Origin of the sequence: Chromobacterium haemolyticum, from assembly GCF_002081825.1 — a bacterium.
Taxonomy (GTDB): domain Bacteria; phylum Pseudomonadota; class Gammaproteobacteria; order Burkholderiales; family Chromobacteriaceae; genus Chromobacterium; species Chromobacterium fluminis.
On sequence record NZ_MUKU01000003.1, the window covers coordinates 167,266 to 189,186 of the forward strand.

Genomic DNA, 21,921 nt, shown 5'->3' on the forward strand with positions numbered 1-21,921 from the left:
ATTGCCGGTCTCACCTGCCCTCACGACAAACGGTCCTGGCGGCGCGGCAGCCGACAGGACCGTTTCATCAAAGCCGAATGCCGGCTCGCCTACGTTTCAGAGCAGTTCCAGCGCCATCGCGGTGGCCTCGCCGCCACCTATGCACAAGCTGGCCACGCCGCGCTTGCCGCCGCGCTGGCGCAACGCCGACAGCAGGGTGATGATGATGCGCGCGCCGGAGGCGCCGATGGGATGGCCCAGCGCGCAGGCGCCGCCGTGGACGTTGACCTTGTCGTGCGGCAGGCCCAAGTCCTGCATCGCCGCCATGGTCACCACGGCGAAGGCTTCGTTGATCTCGTAGAGATCCACATCGCCGGCGCTCCAGCCCGCCTGGGCTAGCAACTTGCGGATAGCCTCCACCGGCGCGGTGGTGAACCAGCCTGGTTCCTGGGCGTGGGTGGCGTGGCCGACGATGCGGGCCAGCGGGCGCAGGCTGCGGCGCGCCGCCTCCTCCGCCGTCATCAACACCAGCGCGGCGGCGCCGTCGGAAATGGAGCTGGCGTTGGCCGGCGTCACCGTGCCGTCCTTCTTGAACGCCGGCTTCAGCGTCGGGATCTTGTCGACGTTGGCCTTCAAGGGCTGCTCGTCGGTATCCACCACCTGCTCGCCACCGCGGCCGCTCACCGTCACCGGCGCGATCTCCTCGCGGAACAGGCCGTCGCGGATGGCTGCCTGGGCGCGGTTCAGCGAGGCGATGGCGAAGGCGTCCTGGGCCTCGCGGCTGAAGCCGTACTTCTCCGCGCACCATTCGGCGAACACTCCCATCAGCTTGCCCTTGTCGTAAGCGTCCTCCAGGCCGTCCAGGAACATATGGTCCTTGATCTCGCCATGGCCCAGGCGCAGACCGGCCCGCGCCTTGGTCATCAGATAGGGCGCGTTGCTCATGCTCTCCATGCCGCCGGCCACCATCACCCGCGCGCTGCCGGCGCGCAAGAGATCATGGGCCAGCATCGCCGCCTTCATGCCGGAACCGCACATCTTGTTGACCGTGGTGCAGTTCACCGCCAGCGGCAGGCCCGCGCCCAGCGCCGCCTGACGCGCCGGCGCCTGGCCCTGGCCGGCCGGCAGCACGCAGCCGACGATGGCTTCGTCGATGTCGGCCGCCGGCACGCCGGCGCGCTCCACCGCGGCCTGGATCGCCGCCGCGCCCAGCTCCGCCGCCGTCTTGGCCGCCAAAGCGCCCTGGAAGCCGCCCATGGCGGTGCGCGCCATGCCCACGATCACGATGTCTTGCTGTTGCATTGCTCACTCCTCAAGTCGATTGCGGGGCATCCGCGCCGCGCTTGTCCAGCGTTTTCTCGCACTGATGCCGCAATTGGGAAATTTCGCTCAATACCACCTTGATGTCTTCCATCTGCTCCTGCAACTGCTGCTCCTTGCGCTGCAGGATGCGGATAAATTCGTGTAGTTGGGGCGCGTCGTCGCTGGCCGCGTCGTAGAGCGCGAAGAGCTCGCGGATTTCCTGCAGGGACAAGCCGATGCGCTTGCCGCGCAGAATCAGCATCAGCCTCACCCGGTCGCGCCGGCTGTAGATGCGGCGCTGCCCTGCCCGCAACGGTTCCAGCAACTGCTGATCTTCGTAAAAGCGGATGGTGCGCGTGGTCACGTCGAACTCCTGCGCCAACTCGGTAATGCTGTAAGTCTGCTCCGCCATCTTCCTCTCCCGCCCTCCCCGGCGCCGCCGGACCATTCGCGCAACATTCCCCGTTGCGCTTGTCATTGTTGATTGACGTTAACGTAAACGTCAAGCTATCTTGAATACAGCATAGAGCAAATAGTCGAGGAAACAACATGCAAGCCAAAATCGCAGTGGTGGGCGCCGGCACCATGGGCAACGGCATCGCCCAGGTCTTCGCCGCCCATGGTTACGACGTGCGCCTGGCCGACGTCAGCCAGGCCGCGCTGGACAAGGGCCTGGCCGCCGTCGCCTCCAGCCTGGCGCGGCTGGTGAAGAAAGGCCAACTGGCCGAAGCCGATGTCCCCGCCATTCTCGCCCGCATCCAGACCACGACCCGCCTTGCCGACCTGGCCGACCGCGACCTAGTGGTGGAAGCCGCCACCGAGAACGCCGCCGTCAAGGAAAGCATCTTCCGCGAACTGGCCGCCGTGGTGCGTCCGGACGCGGTGCTGGCGTCCAACACCTCGTCGATTTCGCTAACCCGCATCGCCAGCTGGGTCAGCCAGCCGGAGCGCGTGGTGGGCATGCATTTCATGAACCCGGTGCCGGTGATGCAGCTGGTGGAAATCATCCGCGCGCTGCAAACCGGCGAAGCCGCCTACCGGCTGGTCTACGAATTGAGCCAGGCGCTGGGCAAGACCCCGGTCACGGTCAAGGACGCCGCCGGCTTCGTTTCCAACCGGGTGCTGATGCCGATGATCAACGAGGCCGCCTTCACGCTGTACGAAAACCTGGCCAGCGCCGAGGACATCGACACCGTGATGAAGCTGGGCATGAACCACCCCATCGGCCCGCTGGCCTTGGCGGACCTGATCGGCCTGGACACCTGCTTGTCCATCATGGACATCCTCTACACCGAATTCCGCGACAGCAAATACCGCGCCTGCCCGCTGCTGGCCCAACTGGTGCAGGCCGGCCACCTGGGCCGCAAGAGCGGCAAGGGCTTTTACAGCTACGCCTGAGCCGGCGCCGCCGGCAACGGGCTTTATCAAGATCAGACGGAGGCAGCACCATGACCCAGGCAGTCCCCACCATCAAATTGCTGATCGGCGGCGAATTCGTCGAATCCCGCAGCGCCGAATGGCGTGACATCGTCAACCCGGCCACCCAGGAAGTGCTGGCGCGGGTGCCTATGGCCACCCAGGACGAAGTCGACGCCGCCGTCAGCGCCGCCAAGACCGCCTTCGCCGGCTGGAAGAAAACCGCCATCGGCGCGCGCGCGCGCATCTTCCTGAAATACCAGCAGCTGATCCGCGAGCACATGAAGGAGCTGGCGGCGCTGCTGACCGCCGAGCAAGGCAAGACCCTGGCCGACGCCGAGGGCGACATCTTCCGCGGCCTGGAAGTGGTGGAGCACGCGTCCGCCATCGGCAATCTGCAACTGGGCGAATACGCGGAGAACGTCGCCGGCGGCGTCGACACCTATACCGTGCTGCAGCCGCTGGGCGTCTGCGCCGGCATCACCCCGTTCAACTTCCCGGCGATGATCCCGCTGTGGATGTTCCCGATGGCCATCGCCACCGGCAACACCTTTGTGCTCAAGCCCTCGGAACAAGACCCGATGGTAACCATGCGCCTGGTGGAACTGGCGCTGGAAGCCGGCATCCCGCCCGGCGTGCTCAATGTGGTGCACGGCGGCGAACAGGTGGTCAACGCCCTGTGCGACCACCGCGACATCAAGGCGGTGTCCTTCGTCGGCTCCACCAAGGTGGGCACCCATGTGCACCAGCGCGCCAGCCTCAACGGCAAGCGCACCCAGTGCATGATGGGCGCCAAGAACCACGCCATCGTGTTGCCGGACGCCAATAAGGAACAGGCGCTGAACCAGCTGGCCGGGGCCGCTTTCGGCGCCGCCGGCCAGCGCTGCATGGCGCTGTCGGTGGCGGTGCTGGTGGGCGAGGCCCAGCAGTGGATTCCGGAGCTGGTGGCCAAGGCGCGCGGCCTGAGCGTGGGCGCCGGCAAGGACAACCCGGACCTGGGCCCGCTGATCTCCTGCGCCGCCCGCGAACGCGTGGCCGGCCTGATCGGCCGCGGCGTGGAAGAAGGCGCGCGCCTGGAGCTGGACGGCCGCGACATCCAGGTGGCCGGCTACGAGCGCGGCAACTTCGTCGGCCCAACCATCTTCTCCGGCGTCAAACCGGAAATGAGCATCTACCACCAGGAAATCTTCGGCCCGGTGCTGTGCCTGATGGCGGCGGACTCGCTGGACGACGCCATCGCCATCGTCAACGCCAACCCCAACGGCAACGGCACCGCGGTGTTCACCCAGAGCGGCGCGGCAGCGCGCAAATTCCAGGAGGAGATCGACGTCGGTCAGGTGGGCGTCAATGTGCCCATCCCGGTGCCGGTGCCGCTGTTCAGCTTCACCGGCTCGCGCGGCTCCAAGCTGGGCGACCTCGGTCCTTACGGCAAGCAGGTCGTGCTGTTCTACACCCAGACCAAGACCGTCACCAGCCGCTGGTTCGACGACGCCGCCAGCGGCGGCAAGGTCAACACCACCATTTCGCTGCGCTGACCGGGAGCCCGCCATGGATTTCGCACTGACCGAAGAACAAATCGCCTTTCAGGACAGCGCCCGCGACTTCGCCGCCAGCGAGCTCGCGCCGCGCGCCGCCGAATGGGACGAAGAGGAAACCTTTCCGCTGGACGTGATCCGCCGCGGTGGCGAAATGGGCTTTCTCGGCCTTTACACGCCGGAAGCCTACGGCGGCCTGGGCCTGCCGCGGCTGGACTCCGCCATCATCTTCGAAGAGCTGGCCGCCGGTTGCACCTCCACCGCCGCCTATCTGACCATCCACAATATGGTGACCTGGATGATAGCCAGCTTCGGCAGCCAGGAGCTGGCCGAGCGCTGGGTGCCGCGCATGGTCAGCGGCGAGCTGCTGGGCAGCTACTGTCTGACCGAGCCCGGCGCCGGCTCCGACGCCGCCGCGCTGAAGACTCGCGCCGAGCGCAAGGGCGAGCACTACGTGCTCAACGGCTCCAAGATGTTCATCTCCGGCGCCGGCAGCACCCAGGTGCTGGTGGTGATGGCGCGCACCGGCGGCCCTGGTCCCAAAGGCGTATCCGCCTTCGTGGTGCCGGCGGACGCGGCCGGCGTGCAATACGGCAAGAAAGAGAAAAAAATGGGCTGGAACAGCCAGCCCACCCGCGCCATCACTTTCGACAATGTGGAAATCCCCGCCGCCAACCGCCTGGGCGAGGAAGGCCAGGGCTTCGCCTTCGCGATGAAGGGCCTGGACGGCGGCCGCATCAACATCGCCACCTGCGCGGTGGGCACTGCTCAAGCCGCGTTGGCCGCCGCCCAGCGCTATGTGCAGGAGCGCCAGCAATTCGGCCAGCCGCTGGCCGAGCTGCAAAGCGTGCAATTCCGGCTGGCGGACATGCTGACCGAGCTGGTGGCCGCGCGGCAGATGGTGCGCCTGGCGGCATGGAAACTGGACCAGGCCAGCCCGGACGCCAGCGCTTATTGCGCCATGGCAAAGCGGCTGGCCACGGATTTGAGTTTCAATGTGGCCAACAACGCGCTGCAACTGTTCGGCGGCTACGGCTATCTGAAGGACTTTCCGCTGGAACGCCATGTCCGCGACCTGCGCGTGCACCAGATTCTGGAAGGCACCAATGAAGTCATGCGGATGATCGTGGCGCGCAAACTGCTGCAAGACGGCGCGCTGGAAACCCTGCGCTGAGCGAAGCCGGAAAATCCAAGATGCGGCCTTGCGTCGCCTTGCCCCAGCCGCTTTGCTGGACTTTTCCGGCCTCGCTCAATCAAAACCGAATCCATAAAGGCAAACGCTATGAACAACTACGCCCACCTGAACGTGGAAAAACGCGGCCACACCGCCGTGGTCACCATAGACAACCCGCCGGCCAACACCTGGAACCGCGACAGCCTGAGCTCACTGAAACGACTGGTGGCGGACCTGAACGCGGACCGCGACATCTACGCGCTGGTGATCACCGGCCAGGGTGAGAAGTTCTTCTCCGCCGGCGCCGACCTCAAGCTGTTCGCCGACGGCGACAAAAAGGTGGCCACCGAGATGACCATGCTGTTCGGCGAGGCCTTCGAGGCCTTGTCCGCCTTCCGCGGCGTCAGCATCGCCGCCGTCAACGGCTATGCGATGGGCGGCGGCTTGGAGTGCGCGCTGGCCTGCGACATCCGCATCGCCGAAGAACAGGCGCAAATGGCGCTGCCGGAAGCCGGCGTCGGCCTGCTGCCCTGCGCCGGCGGCACCCAGAACCTGCCCTGGCTGGTGGGCGAAGGCTGGGCCAAGCGCATGATTCTGTGCGGCGAGCGCATCGACGCGCGCACCGCCGAGCGCATCGGCCTGGTGGAAGAAGTGGTGGCCAAGGGCCAGGCGCTGGACGCCGCGCTCACGCTGGCGGCAAAAGTCGACCGCCAATCGCCGTCGTCGGTAACGGTGTGCAAGCAGCTGGTGCAACGCGCGCGGCTGCAGCCGCCGGCGCACAATCTGATCCACGAACGCGAAGGCTTCATCAAGCTGTTCGACACCCAGGATCAGGGCGAAGGCACCCGCGCCTTCCTGGAAAAACGCGCGCCGCAGTGGAAGAACGCCTGACCTTCACCCAAGGACGAATCCGCCATGTCCCACCCGCTACTGTTTGAAGAACTGCCGGTCCGCGGCGGCCAGCGCATCGCCATCGCCACGCTGAACGCGGAAAAATCGCTGAACGCGCTGACGCTGGAGATGATACGGCTGTTGGACGCGCGCTTGAACGCCTGGGCGAACGACGACGCCGTGGTAGCCGTGCTGTTGCGCGGCGCCGGCGACAAGGCCTTCTGCGCCGGCGGCGACGTGCGCTCGCTGCGCTCCGCGCTGCTGGAAGACGGCGACGTCTATCCCAACCCGCACGCCGTCGCCTTCTTCAGCGAGGAATATCGGCTCGACTACCACATCCACCGCTACCGCAAGCCGCTGATCGTCTGGGGTGGCGGCATCGTCATGGGCGGTGGCCTGGGCCTGATGGCCGGCGCCAGCCACCGCGTGGCCACCCCGGCCACCCGCATCGCCATGCCGGAAATCACCATAGGCCTGTACCCGGACGTGGCCGGCAGCTGGTTCCTGCAACGGATGCCGGCCAAGCTCGGCCTGTTCTTGGGCCTGACCGGCGCGCCGCTGAACGCCGGCGACGCGCTGCTGTGCAATCTGGCCGACCATGTGCTGCCGGCCGACGGCCAGGCCCCGCTGCTGACCGCGCTGCGCGATCTGGCCTGGGAACAGCCGGCGGAGCGCCACCACGGCCTGGTCAGCGCCCTGCTCAACGAGATGGAGCGCGACGTGGCGCTGCCGGAGGCCAACGCCGGCCGCAATCTGCTGGCGGTGCACCAATTGATGAACCGCGGCAGCCTGGAAGCGGTGGCCGCCGCGCTGCGCGACACCGCCTTTGAAGACCCGTGGCTGGCCGCCGCCGCCAAGAGCTTCGCTCACGGCTGCCCGACATCGGCCGCCGTCTGCTGGGAAATCTTCCAGCGCGCCAAACACCTGTCCTTGGCCGAGGTCCTGCGCATGGAGCTGGCGCTGTCGGTCAACTTCTGCGCCAAGCCAGACTTCCGCGAAGGCGTGCGCGCGCTGCTGGTGGACAAGGACCGCGCGCCGCAATGGCATTGCCGCGAGCTGGGCGACATTCCGCCGGGCTGGGTTGACAGCCATTTCGATTCGCCGTGGACTGAGGCCGACCACCCGCTGGCCGCGCTCCAATAACAATCGAGGAGAGAGAAGATGCAAACCATCGCCTTCATTGGCCTGGGCAATATGGGCGGCCCCATGGCCGCCAACCTGCTGAAGCAGGGTTATCAGTTGAACGTGTTCGACCTGTCCGCCGACGCGCTGGCCAAGCTGGCCGCCGCCGGCGCGCGCGCGGCCTCCAGCGCCGCCGACGCCGTTCGCGGCGCCGACGCGGTGATTTCCATGCTGCCGGCCGGCCGCCACGTGGAAGGCTTGTACCTGGGAGAGTCCGGCCTGTTCGCGCAGCTGCCGGCCGGCGCCCTGGTGGTGGACTGCAGCACCATAGACGCCGCCACCGCGCGGAAAGTGGCCGCCGCGGCCGACGCCGCCGGCCTCAAAATGCTGGACGCGCCGGTGTCCGGCGGCACCGCCGGCGCCGCCGCCGGCACGCTGACCTTCATCGTCGGCGGCGCCGCCGCCGAGCTGGAACGGGCGCGGCCTCTGCTGCAAGCCATGGGCAAGAACATCTTCCACGCCGGTGCCGCCGGCGCCGGCCAGACCGCCAAGATCTGCAACAATATGCTGCTGGGCATCCTGATGGCCGGCACCGCGGAGGCGCTGGCGCTAGGCGTGAAAAACGGGCTGGATCCCAAGGTGCTGTCCGACATCATCAGCCAAAGCTCCGGCCGCAACTGGGCCACCGAGCTGTACAACCCCTGGCCCGGCGTGATGGAGAACGCGCCGGCCAGCCGCGGCTACAGCGGCGGCTTCATGACCGAACTGATGCTGAAAGACCTGGGGCTGGCCGAGGAAACCGCGCTGCACAGCCACGCGGCCAATCCGTTGGGCTCGCTGGCGCGCAATCTCTACGAGGAACACGCTCAGGCCGGCTTCGGCAAGCTGGATTTCTCCAGCATCCTAAAGCACTTCCACCCGCTGGATTAAGTTAGGCCGCGCGGCCCCTTGCTTGGGGCCGCCGTGGGCGCCTCATTTAGCGCGGCGAGTCGACACAAAACCGCGTATGGCTTGCGCTTCAGCACGGTCAGTGCTTGCCCAGGCCAAAGAAGCGCCGGATCTTGTCCACCAATTCCGCACGCTGCGGCGCGCCATGGCCCTCCTGCCAATCCTGCGGCAGCTTGCGGGTGCGCTCCGCCAAGCGTTCCGCCAGAATCGACGAGATCGCCTCCGCCAATTCTTTTCGCGAACTCAGAATGGACTGGAAAGACTCCTTGTCCAGCCGCAGGCACTCCACATTGGAACGCGCGATCACGGTGCCGCTGCGCGCCTCGCCCGTCATCAAGCCCATTTCGCCGAAGAAGTTGCCGCCCTCCAGCACATCCACCAGCTTGCGGCTGCCGTCCGGCAGGTTCACCCACACCTCCACCTCGCCGCTAAGCATGATGTAGAGCCAGTGCGCCACCGCGCCCTGATGCATGATGATGTCGCCGGTGACGAAGGGCGTGAACTTGAGCTGATCGGCCAACACCACCATTTCCTCGTCGTTGAGGCTGGTCAGCAGCTCCACCTTGCGCAGCGCCTGCACCCGCTCTTCCAGGTGCTTCTTCATCCGCGCTTCCATATACTTTTCATTGTCCTTGATGGTCAGCACATTGTAGTGCGGCGAAGACATTTTCAGGTTGTGGCGGCGCAAGGCGGCGTCGATATGGGTACGCACCACGGAATCGGTCAGATCGTCGGCGGCGAGATCGGTCAGCCAATAGCGAACCGCGTACTTGCTATAGCCGTTCTCAAAGCCCATCAGAATGCAGTTGGGTTCCGGCGACAAGGCCACGCCGGGCAGCTGGGCTTCGCGCAAGGAGCGCTCCACCACGGTGATGATCTGATTGGGCAAGGTATCCCAATTAATGTTGAACCACACCCAGCGCCGCCATTGCAGCGGCGCGCCCTGGTGCTTGCCCAGGATGGCGAACTGTCCCTTCATCAACTGGCTGTTGGGAATCACCACGGTTTCCCAGTTGCGGGTTTCCACCAGCGTGGCCCGCCAATTGATTTCCACCACCCTGCCGGACAACTCGCCGGACTTGATCCAGTCGCCCACCTCCACCGAATTGTCCAGTTGCAACGACAGGCCGGCCAGAATATTGCCCAGCGTATCCTGCATGGAGAACGCCAGCACGCCGGTAATCACCGCCGAAGTGGTGACGATATGGCTCAGATCCAGGCCGGCCAGGCGCAAGAGCACCAGACCCCAGCCTACGCAGCCCAGTACCAGCAGAATGTCCTCCAGGATGCGCGGCGGATGCAGGCGCAGCAAGGGAAGGAACAAACGCATCAACATCATCGCCCATAACCGGATCAAGGCCAGCCCCAGCACGATGACGGCCACCTGCTTGACCCACTCCGCCACCGCCTGGCCGTCCTGAGGCCCCAGATTGATCGCCACCAAGGCAAGGGCGGCGGCCAACAAGGAGCGCAGCGTCGATTTGCGGGTTTCCGGCCGCAACAGATAAAGCAAGGCGGCACAGGCGGCGGTCAACGCCACAAACAGCGTCAAACTATCGTGCCACGCCTGAGGGATCAGCTTTTCCAGCCAGCTAACCGTCGGGGCCGTATCCATGCCGCCTCCGCGATGAAGTCTTGATGGGAAACCGCCGATGGCGGCGCCGTTGCGGCAGGGAAGGAAGAGGAAACAACAGGCCGGCCGCTTTTCATTGATAGCCCATCGCAGCGGATAAAAAAAATCCCTCCCGTATAGGGAGGGCTGCAAGGTATCGGGGAAGTGTAATCGCCGGAGCTGGGGAGCCGCCGGAATCACAGCGCCCTGCTATACCAGTGCAGCGCGCAATTGAATGTTACACATCCCCATAGCATTTAGATATGAGTACATTTACTTAGAAAGCATGTCTCGCAGTACAGGCTCCACTTCGTCCGGCGTGGTCAGCCTGCGAATGCGCTCGAACAAGGCGCCGGCCTCCGGCCAGCTTCGCTTGAGCTGCCCCAGCCATTGCTTGGTGCGCGCCACCGGGTAGCGTCCATCCTCGGACTGAACGCGGCACTGCAGGAACAAGTCCAGCACCCAGGGCTGCATCTCGTTCCAGGGCATGGGTTCGGCGCCGTCCTGGCGCTTGATGCGCAAAGCCAGGTCCGGACAGGCTACCAGGCCGCGGCCTATCATCACCGTGTCGCAGCCGCTTTGCTCGCGGATGGCGCGGTAATCGTCCAGCGTCCACACTTCGCCGTTGGCCACCACCGGCACCGCCACGCTCTCGCGAATGCGGGCGATCCAGTCCCAGTGCGCCGGCGGCCGGTAACCCTCCACCTTGGTGCGGCCATGCACCGCCAGCTCCTGCGCGCCGCCGGCCTCCAGAGCTCGCGCGCATTCCAAGGCCCGGCTCTTGTCTTCATAGCCCAGCCGCATTTTGGCGGTGACCGGTATTTCTGCCGGCACCGCCGCGCGCACCGCCTGCACGATCTGGAACAACTGCTCGGGATCGTTGAGCAGAATGGCGCCGCCGCGATGGCGGTTGACAGTGGGCGCCGGGCAGCCGAAATTCAGATCTATGCCCGGCGCGCCCAGGCTGGCGGCCTTGGCCGCGTTCTCGGCCAGACAGGCCGGGTCCGAACCCAGCAACTGCACCCGCACCGTGACGCCGGCGCGGGTCTTGCCGGCGCGCGCCAGCTCCGGCGCCAGCCGCATGAAAGTACGGGTGGGCAAGAGCGCCGAAGTGACGCGGACAAACTCGGTGACGCACAGATCAATGCCGCCCACCCGGGTCAGCACATCGCGCATCGCCTCGTCCACCAGGCCCTCCATCGGGGCAAGAACCAATTTCATTGCAAACATCGCCGGAAAAAAGGCAAATATTGTACCGCAAAGCGGGGAAAGGCATTCAATGCAAATCGCTGTTCGCCAGGCCGACGCGGAGTCCGTCCGCTCATGGCTGCCCATATTTCTGACCTATCTCGATTTTTATCGGACAGCGCAGCCGGCGGAAGCCTGCGCCGCCTTCCTGGAACAGCGGCTGCGCATGGGCGAAGCGGTGGTTTTTCTAGCTGAAGACGCGGCCGGCGTCCAAGGCTTCGCCCTGCTCTATCCCGGCTTCTCCTCGCTCGCCCTGCGCCCGCACTGGCTGCTGCACGACTTGTTCGTATCGCCGGCCTGTCGCGGCGGCGGCGTCGGCCAACTATTGCTGGAACATTGCCAGGCCCATGTCGCCGCGCTGGGCGGCGGCCTCACGCTGCAAACCGCACACGACAACCTGAGCGCGCAGCGACTGTATGAACGATCAGGGTTTAAACTGGATACCGAATTCAGAGTCTATGAATGGAGCGCGCCCTCGCCGCAGCCGGCCGCGCCTTGACGCGCCGCCAAGCGCTGCGGCATCCTTCGCCCCCTTGATGACATTGCCCAATGGAGCCGACATGAAACAGCACCGCGTCATCTTCGACACCGACCCAGGCCTTGACGATGCGGTCGCCATCCTGTTCCTGCTGGGCGCGCGCGCCGACATCGAGCTCTTGGGCCTGACCACGGTGGCCGGCAACGTCGGCGTGGAACTGACCACCCGCAATGCCCGCATCGTCTGCGAATGGGCCGGTCGCAACGATGTGCCGGTCTACGCCGGCGCAGACCGGCCGCTGGTCCAGCCCTTTCAAGGCGCCGAACACATGCACGGCGCCAGCGGTCTGGACGGCGCGCCGCTGCACGAACCCGCCATGCAGGTACGCGCCGAACATGCGGTGGACTTCATCGTAAACACCCTGCGCCGCGAACCGCCGGGCAGCGTCACTCTGTGCCCGGTGGGCCCCTTGAGCAATATCGCGCTGGCGCTGCGCCGGGCGCCGGACATTGCCGCGCGCATCGACCGCATCGTACTAATGGGCGGCGGCTATTTCGCCGGCGGCAATATGACCCCGGCGGCGGAGTTCAACATCCATACCGATCCGCACGCGGCCGACATTGTGCTGCGCAGCGGCGCGCCCATCGTAATGTTGCCGCTGGACGTCACTCACCAGGCGACCACCACGCCGGCGCGCGTGGCGCTGCTGCGCAAGCTGCCCAACCGTTGCGGCCCGCTGGCGGCCTCGCTGCTGACGTCTCTGGAACGCTACGACGTGCAGAAGCTGGGCCAGGACGGCGCGCCGGTGCACGATCCCTGCGTGATCGCTTATCTGTTGCGCCCCGATCTGTTCAGCGGCCGCGAAGTCAACGTGGTAGTGGAACTGGCCGGCCACTACACTACCGGCGCCACCGTGGTGGACTGGCACGGAGAATCCGGCCGCGAGCCCAACGCGCTCTACCTGACCGAGGTGGACGCCGATGGCCTATTCCAACTGATGGCCGACGCCCTCGCCCATCTGCCGTAAGCCAAGGAGGCCCCATGAAAATCGCTCCCGGCATTTATCGCCATTACAAAGGCCCGCTCTATGAAGTGCTGGGCACCGCCACCCACTCCGAAACCGGCGAGTTGCTGGTGATGTACCGCGCGCTCTACGGCGAGTTCGGCCTGTGGGCGCGCCCGGCCGGCATGTTCGAGGAAAGCGTCGCGCACGAGGGCCAGACCCTGCCGCGCTTCGCCCTGGTCAAAGCGTTCTAAGCGCCCGCGCATGCGCATTTTCCGCACCGATCAATTTCCGCTGCCGCTGCCGCCCGGACACCGTTTCCCGGCGCAGAAGTACGCCTTGCTGGCGCAGGCGGTGGCCAGCTTCGCCGCCGAGGCGATGGACGCCGCGCCGGCGGCCAGCCGCTACGAGCTGGCGCTGGCCCACGACGACGCCTATCTGGACAAGGTGTTCAACGGCGCGCTCAGCGCCGCCGAACAGCGCGAGATCGGCCTGCCCTGGAGCCCGCAACTGCTGGAACGCAGCCGCCGCTCGGTGGGCGCCACCATCGCCGCCGCCCGCTGGGCGCTGGCGCGGGGCTGCGGCGTCAATCTGGCCGGCGGCACCCACCACGCCGGCCGCGCGATGGGCAGCGGATTTTGCGTGTTCAACGACATCGCCGTGGCCGCGCGGCTGATGCTGAACGAAGGCCTGGCCCGCCGCGCGCTGGTGCTGGACCTGGACGTGCACCAGGGCGACGGCACCGCCGCCATCACCCGCGGCGACGACCGCATCTTCACCTTCTCCATGCACGGCGCCGGCAACTTTCCCTTCCGCCGCGAGCCCGGCGACCTGGACATCGAACTGCCGGACGGCGCCGACGACGAAGCCTACCTCGCCGTTCTGGCCGAGCAACTGCCGCGCCTGTTCGCCGCGGACCCGGACCTGGTGTTCTACCTGGCCGGCGCCGACCCCTACGCCGGCGACCGCCTGGGCAAGCTGGCGCTGAGCTTCGACGGCCTGGCCGCACGAGACCGCATGGTGCTGGAAGCCTGTCGCCAGGCCAAGGCCGCTGTCGCCGTCGTCATGGGCGGCGGCTACGCGGTGCCAATTGAGGACACCGTGGCGATCCAGACCGAAACCGTGCGCCTGGCTTGGCAAATTTTCGGCGCCGAGGGACAGATCCCTCTCCCCGACACGACTCATACTCATCCCACCCGTCAATGGAGCCAAACATGAAAACCGCAACCTTCGCAGGCGGCTGCTTCTGGTGCATCGAAAGCGCCTACAACCGCTTGGCCGGCGTCCACAGCGCCATTTCCGGCTATACCGGCGGCCCCGGCGCCAACCCCAGTTACAAGGAAGTCTGCGGCGGCCGCAGCGGCCACGTGGAAGCGGTGCAGATCCGCTACGACCCGGCCCAGATCGATTACGACACCCTGCTACGCGCCTTCTTCGCGTTGCACGACCCCACCACCCTCAACCGCCAGGGCAACGACATCGGCCCGCAATACGCGTCGGTGCTGTTTTACCACGACGAAGAACAGCGTCAGGCGGCGGAACGAAAGCTGGCGGACCTGGCCGGCGACTACCCGGCGCCCATCGTCACTCGGCTGGAGGCAGCGGCGCCTTTTTATCCGGCGGAAGACTATCACCAGCAATACTTTGATCAACATGGCCACGAGCCCTATTGCCAGATGGTTGTAGCGCCAAAATTGGCCAAGTTTCAGCAACATTTTTCTGTTTACTTGAAGAAATAAGCCACACCCTGCCAGGGGCGAACCCAGCTCCCGGCTTGGTTCGCGCGCCCCGGGCATCGCCGCTATAATCCGGCACAGTAGCGGCGATGCCCAGATTGGCTGCGCGCCGGACGAACCCAACCTCCCCATGGCAGACAAGCACAGCATCATCACTGCATTCCGCACCGCCTTCACCCGTCACCTGGACCTGTTGCGCACCGCCTCCCCCCGCGGACGCCTGGCCTGCGCCGTGTTGTGGCTGCTCACCTTCGCCCTGTTGCTGGGCCAATCGGTGGCGCTGGACCTCAATCAGCAGCATCAAGAACACCAACAGGTGCACAGCCTGATTCTCTCCGGCCTGCAGACCCGCCTGCAGGAAAGCGAGATGCTGCAACAAAGCGTGGTCGACATCGTCGATCAGGAAAACAGCCTGCGTGAAGCGCGCATCCGCCTATTGGTGGAGTCTCTGGCGCGCGAACAGCCTCAGCTCTACTTCATCGGCTACCAGCCGCTGGTCAGCCACGCTTACCGCCGCGAATTCGAACGCATGCGCAGCCAGCTGCAAGGCCAGCCCTACCGCATCCGCGACTACCAGCACCAGCAGGACAACGCCTGGGACCAGCAACAAGCCTGGCGGCTGGCGGCTAAACGGCCACGCTACCTGCCGCTTAGCATGGCCGAGCCCGGCCTGGCCTCCGACGATTGGCGCGAAATGGGCCTGGACCTGCTGGCCGACACCGTACTGGCGCCCTCCGTCCACCGCGCGATGGGTCAGGGCGAGGCGGTATCCCCGGTGCTGCGCCTCAACAACGGCAAGCAGGCCCTGGCCTTCTTCTCCGCCATCTACAATACCGAAGCGCCCTCGCCAGTGCCGCTGGTGCGCAGCGAGCAGACCGCGGGCATGGTGGTGCAGGTGCTGGCGCTGGACAAGCTGGTCAGCCTGACCCCCAATATGGCGACGCGCTACAGCGTGGCCTTACAGCGCAAGGACAGCGCGCCCAGCGGCTACGACCCGCTCATCTACCGCCATCAGCAACAGGACCAGCCCGGCTGGCTGGCGCACTGGCTGCTGCCGGCCCTGGAAATCCGCAAGAGCCTGGACACGCCCTACCTGCCCTATGAACTGACGGTGCGCCGCCAGCTCAGTTTCGACCGCACCGCTCCGCTGGAACTCCTGCTCAACGCCGTCTTCTCCATGGTGCCGGCCTACCTGTTGCTGGTCATCCTGGCGCTGCGGGCGCAAAACCGCCAGGCGCAGGAACAGGCGCAAGACAAGCTCCACCGCGAGCGCGAATACGCGATGGTGGCGCTCAGCGGCATCAGCGACGCTGTGATCAGCATCGACATCGACCTGAGCATCCGCTACCTCAACCCGGCGGCGGAAACCCTGCTTGGCCTCAAAGCCCGGGACGCCGCGCAACGCAAGCTGCATCAAGTGGTGAGGCTCAACTACGAGTTTGCGCGCCAGGTAGAGGAGGATCCGGTGCACAAGGCCATCCAGCGCCGCGAAACCGTGCTGCTGGCGCAAAACTGCTATCTGATGCGCAGCGACGGCGAAAAACTGCTGATCGAAGGCTCGGTTTCCCCGCTGCCCGGCCGCGACGGCCGGCTGATGGGCGCGGTGCTGACCTTCCGCGATACCGCGCCGATCCGCCGCCGCATGCTGGCCGCGCTGGAAGCCAGCGAAACCCGCCTGCGCCAGCACGAAATGGAGCTGGCCCGCGTCGCCCGCATCAACACCATGGGCGAGATGGCCTCCGGCATCGCCCACGAGATCAACCAACCGCTGTCCGCCATCATGAGCTACTGCCAGGCCGGCCTCAGCCTGCTGGAAGACGAAGAGCCGGACATGGCCATGCTGCGCCGCGCGCTGGATTCCTCCGTCACCCAAGCCAGCCGCGCCGGTCAAATCATCCAGCGCCTGCGCGAATTCGTGATCAAAAAAACCCAGCAATTCACCCCCATCGATCTGAACCAGGTGGTGGACAATGCGCTCAACCTGCTGGAATACGAACTAAAAACCCACGATATTCATATTGAGCAGAATATTTGCCATGATCTGCCCTTGGTCTACGCTGACAACATACAACTGGAACAAGTGGTGCTGAACCTGATGCGCAACGCGCTGGACGCCATGGAAACCGTCGCCCCCTGGGGGCGGCTCAGCATCGCCACTAGCCTGAACGGCCGCTGGATCCGGCTCAGCATAGGCGACAACGGCGCCGGCATCGCGCCGGAATTGCTGGATCGCATCTTCGCGCCCTTCTTCAGCACCAAAGCCAGCGGCATGGGATTGGGCCTGGCCATCTGCCAGACCGCCATAGAAGCGTTTGGCGGCAAGCTGAGCGCACGCAACAAATCAACCGGCGGCGCGGAATTCATCATTGAACTGCCGCAAAGGGACGCGCCGCCGTCAACGGGGTAACCGGCAGGAGTCAAAAACACAATGCAAAACACCACGCCAACCGTCTACATCGTCGACGACGATCCGGCCGTACTGGATTCGCTGGCCATGCTCATCGCCGCGCAAGGCATGCGCACCGTCACCTTCCCCAACGCGATGGAATTTCTCGCCCACTACGGCGGCAACGACATCGCCTGCCTGGTGCTGGACATCCGCATGCCGCAAATCAACGGCCTGGCGCTGCAGGAGCAACTGATCAATAAAAACGTGACCTTGCCCATCGTTTTCATCACCGGCCACGGCGACATCGAACAATGCCGCCGCGCCTTCCAAACCGGCGCCATCGACTTTCTGACCAAGCCGATAGACCAAGCGCGGCTGATCGAAAGCCTGCGCAAGGGCATACGCCTCAGCATCCTGCAACACCGCAAGGAAGAAGAAACCCAGGAAGTGATGGGCCTGCTCGCCCGCATCAGCGGCCGCGAGCGCGAAGTACTGGAACTGGTGGCGGACGGCATGTCCAGCAAGGAAATCGCCCGGGTGCTGGACCTGTCACCGCGCACCATAGAAGTACATAGGGCCAACCTGTTCAACAAACTCGGTGTAGACTCTCTGGCGGACCTGGTGCGCTTCTACCTGAAAGCGCTGGAAGCCACCGGCAAGAAACCCAACGACGACAGTTTTTTGAACGATACGCCCACCCCTTACTGAAACAACGCCATGGAACGACTGTTCAAACACGTCTGCCTGGTGGCGCGGCACAGCAAGCCCGCCATCGTTGAATCCCTGCGCCGGCTGGCCGACCACCTGTCCGCCTCCGGCGCCACCGTGCTGATCGACAAAGACAGCGCCACCCAGCAGGAAGCCGGCCCGCACGCGCTGATAGACCGCAACGACATGGGCAAGCTGGCCGACATCGTCATCGTGCTGGGCGGCGACGGCACCATGCTGTCCATCGCCCGGCTGCTGGCCCCCTACCGCGTGCCGCTGATCGGCATCAACCAGGGCCGGCTGGGCTTCATGACCGACATCCCCCTGCACGAGATGCTGGACTCCGTGGACGCCATCCTGCGCGGCGATTTCGTGCCGGAAGACCGCATTCTGCTGCAGGCCGCGGTGATACGCGAAGACGCCGAAGTGGCCAACGCGCTGGCCTTCAACGACGTGGTGTTCAGCCGCGGCGCCATGGGCTCGATGATAGAGTTCGAAGTCTTCATCGATAACCAGTTCGTCTACAGCCAGCGTTCGGACGGCCTCATCGTCTCTACCCCCACCGGCTCCACCGCCTACTCGCTGGCCTCGGGCGGCCCCATCCTGCACCCCACGCTGCAGGCAATCGCCCTGGTGCCCATCTGCCCGCAATCGCTGAGCAACCGCCCCATCGCGGTCAACGACTCCTGCGAAGTGGAATTCATGCTCACCCGCGGCCTGGACGCGCGCGTGCACTTCGACGGCCAATCCCATTGCGACCTGATGGAAATGGACCGCGTGCTGATCCGCCGCTACCGCAACCCGCTGCGCATCCTGCACCCGGTGGGTTACAACTACTACGACATGCTGCGCCACAAGCTCCACTGGGGCGAGCGCCTGCTCTGACACCTGACGCGAACACCCATGCTCCTATCGCTGACCGTTAAAGACTTCGTCATCGTCGACAGCATCTCGCTGGACTTCCAAGCCGGCTTCACCGTGCTCACCGGCGAAACCGGCGCCGGCAAGTCCATACTGCTGGACGCCTTGAGCCTGCTGCTGGGCGACCGCGCCGAAGGCGCTCAAGTGCGCGAAGGCGCCGAACGCGCCGAGATCACCGCCGAATTCGACACCCGCTGCCGCCCGGAAATCGACGTATGGCTGGAAGAAAACGGCCTCAACGGCGACGACGACGTGCTCTTGCTGCGCCGGCTGCTGGATAAATCCGGCCGCTCGCGCAGCTTCGTCAACGGCCAGGCCGCCACCCTCAGCCAACTCAAGCAGCTGGGCGAATTCCTGGTCGACATCCACGGCCAGCACGCCCACCAGTCGCTGATGAAAGCCGACGCCCAACGCCAGCTGCTGGACGCCTACGCCGGCTCCGTCGCGCTGGCCCGCGACGTGCACAAAGCCTGGCAGGACTGGCAAGCCGCCCGCCGCGCCCGCGTCGACGCCGAGCGGCTGTCGCGCGAATCCGAAGTCGAACGCGAAAGGCTGAACTGGCAGATCAACGAACTGAGCGAACTCAATCTGCAGCCGGACGAATGGAGCGTGCTGAACCAAAGCCACTCCCGGCTGGCCAACGCCGCCGAACTGGCGCAAAGCGCCCAGCTGGCGGTGGACACCCTGTCCGAGATGGACAATAGCTGCCTGACCATGTTGTCCCAGGTGCAAACCCGGCTCAGCAAGCTGGCCAATCTGGACCCGCGGCTGGCGGACACCCTGTCGTTGCTCGACTCCGTGGACGCCGAACTGCGCGAAGTGGTCTACAGCCTGCGCGACTACGCCAGCGACATCGACGAAAACCCCGGCCAGCTGGCCGAAGTGGAAGGCCGGCTGGAAGCGCTGATGAGCACCGCGCGCAAATACCGGGTACAGCCGCAAGACCTGCAGGAAAAACTGGACGACTGGCAGCAACAGCTGCAAGCGCTGGAAGCCTCCGCCGACATCGAAGCGCTGTCCCTGGCGGAAACCTCCGCGTTGGCGCGCTACCGCACGCAGGCCGAAGCGCTGTCCGGCAAACGCCGCCAGGCCGCCAGCGAGCTGTCCGCGCGCATCGGCGCGGAAATGCAGCACCTAGCGATGAGCGGCGCGCGCTTCGCCATCGAACTGGCGCCCCAGCCCGAACCCGGCGCCCACGGTCTGGAATCCATCGAATACCTGGTGGCCGCCAACGCCGGCACCAGCCTGCGTCCGCTAGCCAAAGTGGCTTCCGGCGGCGAACTATCCCGCATCAGCCTGGCCATGCAGGTGGTGATCAGCCAGGTGGCCAGCGTGCCCACGCTGATCTTCGACGAGGTGGACGTCGGTATCGGCGGCCGCGTCGCCGAAGTCATCGGCCACATGCTGCGACAGCTGGGCCAGCGCTACCAAGTGCTGTGCATCACCCACCTGCCCCAAGTGGCCTCCTGCGGCAGCCATCACTGGCAGGTCAGCAAGAGCGAACACAAGGGCCGGGTCAAGAGCCGCATCGAGCCGCTGGACAGCGAACAACGGGTGCTGGAAATCGCCCGCATGCTGGGCGGCGTGGAGCTGACCCAGACCACGCGCGAGCACGCGGCGGAAATGCTGGCGTCAAATGCGCCGGCCCTCTAGCCAAAGCGACTAAGACCCGCTAGAATTGCGCCCTCTTACCGATTCGGGAAGTGCAGCAGGCCGGATTCATGCCGTGATCTTGCGCTCCGCTCGTCTCGGCTATGACCAGACGCTGGAGGTTTGGGTGAGTGGTTTAAACCAGCAGTCTTGAAAACTGCCGACGGGCAACCGTCCGTGGGTTCGAATCCCACAGCCTCCGCCAATATCAAAAGCCCGGACATATGTCCGGGCTTTTGTCTTTTTCGCCTTGTCTCCGGGCAATCTACTTGGCTGTGCTGCCCTGCATCGCAGCAATCACCAGCCGCAACCGGTCGCACGCGCATTCCACGCCATACCTCGCCTCCAGCAGGCTCCACAAAACCTCTGGGGACAGTTCTACGATGAACGGGGTTTGACGCGGCGGTTGACGGGACATCTCCCGGCGCAGCGCCTCGGGCAATTGTTTGAAATGGGATTGGGCGGCACGAATATGCCTGAGGGCGCGACGCGCCTCGCGGAGGGTGTCGGTCTTGGCCATGGCGGCCTCCTGTATGTCGTTTTGAGTTCTGCCCCTTTTGAGAGGGCGGCCGGGTGCTCAAAACCGCATACAGACGGCGGGCGTATTCCCCTTGCGGGTATTGTATTAGCCGCACACCCGGCCATGGACGCGCATTGTCCCACAAGTGGGAGTTTGCCAAAACCATGGACGCAAAAAATCCGCGAATCTTACGGGTGCGGTAGCCGCTGTATGTTTGTTTGGTGTTTTGAGCACCGGGAATGACCATAGCCCGTTGGCGCTGACCATGTCAACGGCACATGGTCCGACGTCGGCTACACTCAAGTAGCATCGCCGTATTGGAGAATCCCATGTCCACGCCGCCGCGCCATCTCAGCATCAGTATTGCCTGCCCTTTCGCCCGCGCCTACGCCTTGCTGGCGCCGCCGGAAAACTTCCCGCGCTGGGCGTCCGGCTTGGCCGGCGCGCTGCGCCGCGACGGCGACGGCTGGCTGGCGGACACGCCTCACGGCGTGATGCCCTTGCGCTTTTCGCCGACCAATGACTACGGCGTGCTGGATCACTGGGTGTCGCCGCCCGGGCAGGCGGAGGTCTACGTCCCCTTGCGCCTGCTGGCGCGCGATGAGGGTTGCGAGCTGCTGTTGACGCTGTTCCGCCAGCCCGGCGTCGACGACGCGCAATTCGAGGCCGACGCCGACTGGGTGACGCGCGATCTGGCCGCGGCCAAAGCCTGGCTGGAACGGAACTGAGCGGCCGCGTTCAATGCGCCGCCCGCGCCGCTTCGGCGGTGAAGCAGTGCAGCACGTGCCGGCCTATGCTGCCCGCCAATTCCTCGTCCGCCAGAAACACCGCGCCCAAGCCTTCCCCGCGCAATAGTTCGGCTTCCTCCGCATTGCGCGCGCGCAGCGCGATGCGCAACTCCGGGTTCAAGGTACGCGCCACCTCCACCATCTGCCGCAGATTCAGCGCGTCCGCCGTGGTCACCGCCAACACCGAGGCGGCGTGGCCGCAAAAGGAAATGTCGCGCCCGGTTTCCGCCTCCGGCAGCCCAACGCAGGATTTGAACCACTGGCGGTTTTCGCCCACCAGGCTGACCAGGGCGATGGGCACCCGAAACAAGCGCTTGGCCATCCGGGTCAACCGGTCGAAACGCTCCTCCGCTGCGGTATCCAGCACGCCCAGCGCGCGCAGGGTCGCCAAACGCCGCGGTTCGTCCACTGAAATATCCGGTGTTTTCATGCCCGCCTCCAGCACGTCGGTTCGCCGCCTGCGCGGCCACACAATGATAATTGCATCGCATGGCGCGAACC

The 21,921-nt window shown here is 65.5% G+C and carries 22 protein-coding genes and 1 tRNA gene; 17 read left to right on the forward strand and 6 right to left on the reverse strand.

Annotated features, from left to right (window positions below):
* Positions 1-96: 96 nt before the first annotated feature.
* On the reverse strand, positions 97-1,281 hold the full coding sequence (locus tag B0T39_RS03065) for an acetyl-CoA C-acyltransferase (RefSeq protein WP_081544749.1): 1,185 nt from the start codon (positions 1,279-1,281) through the stop codon (positions 97-99).
* A 10-nt stretch (positions 1,282-1,291) separates the two neighbouring features.
* Positions 1,292-1,693, reverse strand: coding sequence for a MerR family transcriptional regulator (locus B0T39_RS03070; protein WP_081544750.1), 402 nt, complete (start codon positions 1,691-1,693; stop codon positions 1,292-1,294).
* 137 nt (positions 1,694-1,830) lie between these two features.
* Between B0T39_RS03070 and B0T39_RS03075 the strand changes: the two genes are divergently transcribed.
* From B0T39_RS03075 to mmsB, 6 genes are all read left to right on the forward strand, one after another.
* A complete protein-coding gene (locus B0T39_RS03075) occupies positions 1,831-2,679 on the forward strand; it encodes a 3-hydroxybutyryl-CoA dehydrogenase (RefSeq protein WP_081544751.1) in 849 nt (282 codons plus the stop codon).
* Between the two features lie 50 nt (positions 2,680-2,729).
* On the forward strand, positions 2,730-4,232 hold the full coding sequence (locus B0T39_RS03080; RefSeq protein WP_081544752.1) for a CoA-acylating methylmalonate-semialdehyde dehydrogenase: 1,503 nt from the start codon (positions 2,730-2,732) through the stop codon (positions 4,230-4,232).
* Positions 4,233-4,245: 13 nt separating this feature from the next.
* Positions 4,246-5,406: an acyl-CoA dehydrogenase family protein gene (locus B0T39_RS03085; protein WP_081544753.1), complete on the forward strand. Its 1,161-nt coding sequence runs from the start codon at positions 4,246-4,248 to the stop codon at positions 5,404-5,406.
* A 108-nt stretch (positions 5,407-5,514) separates the two neighbouring features.
* Positions 5,515-6,297 (forward strand): enoyl-CoA hydratase, encoded by a 783-nt coding sequence (locus tag B0T39_RS03090; RefSeq protein ID WP_081544754.1) that lies wholly within the window; start codon positions 5,515-5,517, stop codon positions 6,295-6,297.
* Positions 6,298-6,321: 24 nt separating this feature from the next.
* A complete protein-coding gene (locus B0T39_RS03095; protein WP_081544755.1) occupies positions 6,322-7,440 on the forward strand; it encodes an enoyl-CoA hydratase/isomerase family protein in 1,119 nt (372 codons plus the stop codon).
* A gap of 18 nt (positions 7,441-7,458) precedes the next feature.
* Positions 7,459-8,349, forward strand: a complete 891-nt coding sequence (gene mmsB, locus B0T39_RS03100; protein ID WP_081544756.1) for a 3-hydroxyisobutyrate dehydrogenase — start codon at positions 7,459-7,461, stop codon at positions 8,347-8,349.
* 97 nt (positions 8,350-8,446) lie between these two features.
* On the opposite strand, the gene B0T39_RS03105 is transcribed toward mmsB, so the two are convergent.
* Positions 8,447-9,982: a mechanosensitive ion channel family protein gene (locus B0T39_RS03105; RefSeq protein ID WP_081544757.1), complete on the reverse strand. Its 1,536-nt coding sequence runs from the start codon at positions 9,980-9,982 to the stop codon at positions 8,447-8,449.
* A 270-nt stretch (positions 9,983-10,252) separates the two neighbouring features.
* Positions 10,253-11,200 carry a tRNA dihydrouridine synthase gene (locus B0T39_RS03110; RefSeq protein ID WP_081544758.1) on the reverse strand — a complete coding sequence of 316 codons (948 nt, stop codon included), beginning with the start codon at positions 11,198-11,200 and terminating at the stop codon, positions 10,253-10,255.
* Between the two features lie 58 nt (positions 11,201-11,258).
* On the opposite strand from B0T39_RS03110, the gene B0T39_RS03115 reads away from it, so the two are divergent.
* From B0T39_RS03115 to B0T39_RS03160, 10 genes are all read left to right on the forward strand, one after another.
* Positions 11,259-11,726: a GNAT family N-acetyltransferase gene (locus B0T39_RS03115; RefSeq protein WP_081544759.1), complete on the forward strand. Its 468-nt coding sequence runs from the start codon at positions 11,259-11,261 to the stop codon at positions 11,724-11,726.
* Positions 11,727-11,787: 61 nt separating this feature from the next.
* A complete protein-coding gene (locus B0T39_RS03120) occupies positions 11,788-12,732 on the forward strand; it encodes a nucleoside hydrolase (protein ID WP_081544760.1) in 945 nt (314 codons plus the stop codon).
* 14 nt (positions 12,733-12,746) lie between these two features.
* Positions 12,747-12,962 carry a DUF1653 domain-containing protein gene (locus B0T39_RS03125; RefSeq protein WP_043593565.1) on the forward strand — a complete coding sequence of 72 codons (216 nt, stop codon included), beginning with the start codon at positions 12,747-12,749 and terminating at the stop codon, positions 12,960-12,962.
* A 10-nt stretch (positions 12,963-12,972) separates the two neighbouring features.
* Positions 12,973-13,926 carry a histone deacetylase family protein gene (locus B0T39_RS03130; RefSeq protein WP_081544761.1) on the forward strand — a complete coding sequence of 318 codons (954 nt, stop codon included), beginning with the start codon at positions 12,973-12,975 and terminating at the stop codon, positions 13,924-13,926.
* Positions 13,923-14,447 carry a peptide-methionine (S)-S-oxide reductase MsrA gene (gene msrA / locus B0T39_RS03135; protein WP_081544762.1) on the forward strand — a complete coding sequence of 175 codons (525 nt, stop codon included), beginning with the start codon at positions 13,923-13,925 and terminating at the stop codon, positions 14,445-14,447. The genes B0T39_RS03130 and msrA overlap by 4 nt, the downstream gene beginning before the upstream one ends.
* A 127-nt stretch (positions 14,448-14,574) precedes the next feature.
* Positions 14,575-16,851, forward strand: coding sequence for an ATP-binding protein (locus tag B0T39_RS03140; protein ID WP_081544763.1), 2,277 nt, complete (start codon positions 14,575-14,577; stop codon positions 16,849-16,851).
* Positions 16,852-16,872: 21 nt separating this feature from the next.
* Entirely contained in the window at positions 16,873-17,541 is a 669-nt protein-coding gene (locus B0T39_RS03145) for a response regulator transcription factor (protein WP_043641750.1), read from the forward strand.
* Between the two features lie 9 nt (positions 17,542-17,550).
* On the forward strand, positions 17,551-18,426 hold the full coding sequence (locus tag B0T39_RS03150; RefSeq protein WP_019103054.1) for an NAD kinase: 876 nt from the start codon (positions 17,551-17,553) through the stop codon (positions 18,424-18,426).
* A gap of 18 nt (positions 18,427-18,444) precedes the next feature.
* The gene (recN, locus tag B0T39_RS03155) at positions 18,445-20,115 is read left to right on the forward strand and encodes a DNA repair protein RecN (protein ID WP_081544764.1); all 1,671 of its coding nucleotides are present in this window, start codon (positions 18,445-18,447) and stop codon (positions 20,113-20,115) included.
* Positions 20,116-20,229: 114 nt separating this feature from the next.
* Positions 20,230-20,317: transfer RNA gene (locus B0T39_RS03160), tRNA-Ser, on the forward strand.
* 60 nt (positions 20,318-20,377) lie between these two features.
* Here the strand turns inward: B0T39_RS03160 and B0T39_RS25545 are convergent.
* Positions 20,378-20,632 (reverse strand): hypothetical protein, encoded by a 255-nt coding sequence (locus B0T39_RS25545; protein ID WP_081544765.1) that lies wholly within the window; start codon positions 20,630-20,632, stop codon positions 20,378-20,380.
* A gap of 329 nt (positions 20,633-20,961) precedes the next feature.
* Between B0T39_RS25545 and B0T39_RS03170 the strand changes: the two genes are divergently transcribed.
* Positions 20,962-21,360, forward strand: a complete 399-nt coding sequence (locus B0T39_RS03170; RefSeq protein ID WP_081544766.1) for a polyketide cyclase — start codon at positions 20,962-20,964, stop codon at positions 21,358-21,360.
* Between the two features lie 10 nt (positions 21,361-21,370).
* On the opposite strand, the gene B0T39_RS25795 is transcribed toward B0T39_RS03170, so the two are convergent.
* On the reverse strand, positions 21,371-21,850 hold the full coding sequence (locus tag B0T39_RS25795) for an NAD-binding protein (protein ID WP_217806187.1): 480 nt from the start codon (positions 21,848-21,850) through the stop codon (positions 21,371-21,373).
* Between the last annotated feature and the right edge of the window lie 71 nt (positions 21,851-21,921).

What these genes read in the sequence shown, in the direction of transcription:
- B0T39_RS03085 (WP_081544753.1), top strand. Translation starts at nt 4,246, where the DNA reads ATGGATTTCGCACTGACCGAAGAACAAATCGCCTTTCAGGACAGCGCC.
- B0T39_RS03125 (WP_043593565.1), top strand. Translation starts at nt 12,747, where the DNA reads ATGAAAATCGCTCCCGGCATTTATCGCCATTACAAAGGCCCGCTCTAT.
- B0T39_RS03110 (WP_081544758.1), bottom strand. Translation starts at nt 11,200, where the DNA reads ATGAAATTGGTTCTTGCCCCGATGGAGGGCCTGGTGGACGAGGCGATG.
- B0T39_RS03130 (WP_081544761.1), top strand. Translation starts at nt 12,973, where the DNA reads ATGCGCATTTTCCGCACCGATCAATTTCCGCTGCCGCTGCCGCCCGGA.
- B0T39_RS03115 (WP_081544759.1), top strand. Translation starts at nt 11,259, where the DNA reads ATGCAAATCGCTGTTCGCCAGGCCGACGCGGAGTCCGTCCGCTCATGG.
- mmsB (WP_081544756.1), top strand. Translation starts at nt 7,459, where the DNA reads ATGCAAACCATCGCCTTCATTGGCCTGGGCAATATGGGCGGCCCCATG.
- msrA (WP_081544762.1), top strand. Translation starts at nt 13,923, where the DNA reads ATGAAAACCGCAACCTTCGCAGGCGGCTGCTTCTGGTGCATCGAAAGC.
- B0T39_RS03170 (WP_081544766.1), top strand. Translation starts at nt 20,962, where the DNA reads ATGTCCACGCCGCCGCGCCATCTCAGCATCAGTATTGCCTGCCCTTTC.
- B0T39_RS03140 (WP_081544763.1), top strand. Translation starts at nt 14,575, where the DNA reads ATGGCAGACAAGCACAGCATCATCACTGCATTCCGCACCGCCTTCACC.
- B0T39_RS25545 (WP_081544765.1), bottom strand. Translation starts at nt 20,632, where the DNA reads ATGGCCAAGACCGACACCCTCCGCGAGGCGCGTCGCGCCCTCAGGCAT.
- recN (WP_081544764.1), top strand. Translation starts at nt 18,445, where the DNA reads ATGCTCCTATCGCTGACCGTTAAAGACTTCGTCATCGTCGACAGCATC.
- B0T39_RS03065 (WP_081544749.1), bottom strand. Translation starts at nt 1,281, where the DNA reads ATGCAACAGCAAGACATCGTGATCGTGGGCATGGCGCGCACCGCCATG.
- B0T39_RS03095 (WP_081544755.1), top strand. Translation starts at nt 6,322, where the DNA reads ATGTCCCACCCGCTACTGTTTGAAGAACTGCCGGTCCGCGGCGGCCAG.
- B0T39_RS03145 (WP_043641750.1), top strand. Translation starts at nt 16,873, where the DNA reads ATGCAAAACACCACGCCAACCGTCTACATCGTCGACGACGATCCGGCC.
- B0T39_RS03080 (WP_081544752.1), top strand. Translation starts at nt 2,730, where the DNA reads ATGACCCAGGCAGTCCCCACCATCAAATTGCTGATCGGCGGCGAATTC.
- B0T39_RS03105 (WP_081544757.1), bottom strand. Translation starts at nt 9,982, where the DNA reads ATGGATACGGCCCCGACGGTTAGCTGGCTGGAAAAGCTGATCCCTCAG.
- B0T39_RS03070 (WP_081544750.1), bottom strand. Translation starts at nt 1,693, where the DNA reads ATGGCGGAGCAGACTTACAGCATTACCGAGTTGGCGCAGGAGTTCGAC.
- B0T39_RS03120 (WP_081544760.1), top strand. Translation starts at nt 11,788, where the DNA reads ATGAAACAGCACCGCGTCATCTTCGACACCGACCCAGGCCTTGACGAT.
- B0T39_RS25795 (WP_217806187.1), bottom strand. Translation starts at nt 21,850, where the DNA reads ATGAAAACACCGGATATTTCAGTGGACGAACCGCGGCGTTTGGCGACC.
- B0T39_RS03150 (WP_019103054.1), top strand. Translation starts at nt 17,551, where the DNA reads ATGGAACGACTGTTCAAACACGTCTGCCTGGTGGCGCGGCACAGCAAG.
- B0T39_RS03090 (WP_081544754.1), top strand. Translation starts at nt 5,515, where the DNA reads ATGAACAACTACGCCCACCTGAACGTGGAAAAACGCGGCCACACCGCC.
- B0T39_RS03075 (WP_081544751.1), top strand. Translation starts at nt 1,831, where the DNA reads ATGCAAGCCAAAATCGCAGTGGTGGGCGCCGGCACCATGGGCAACGGC.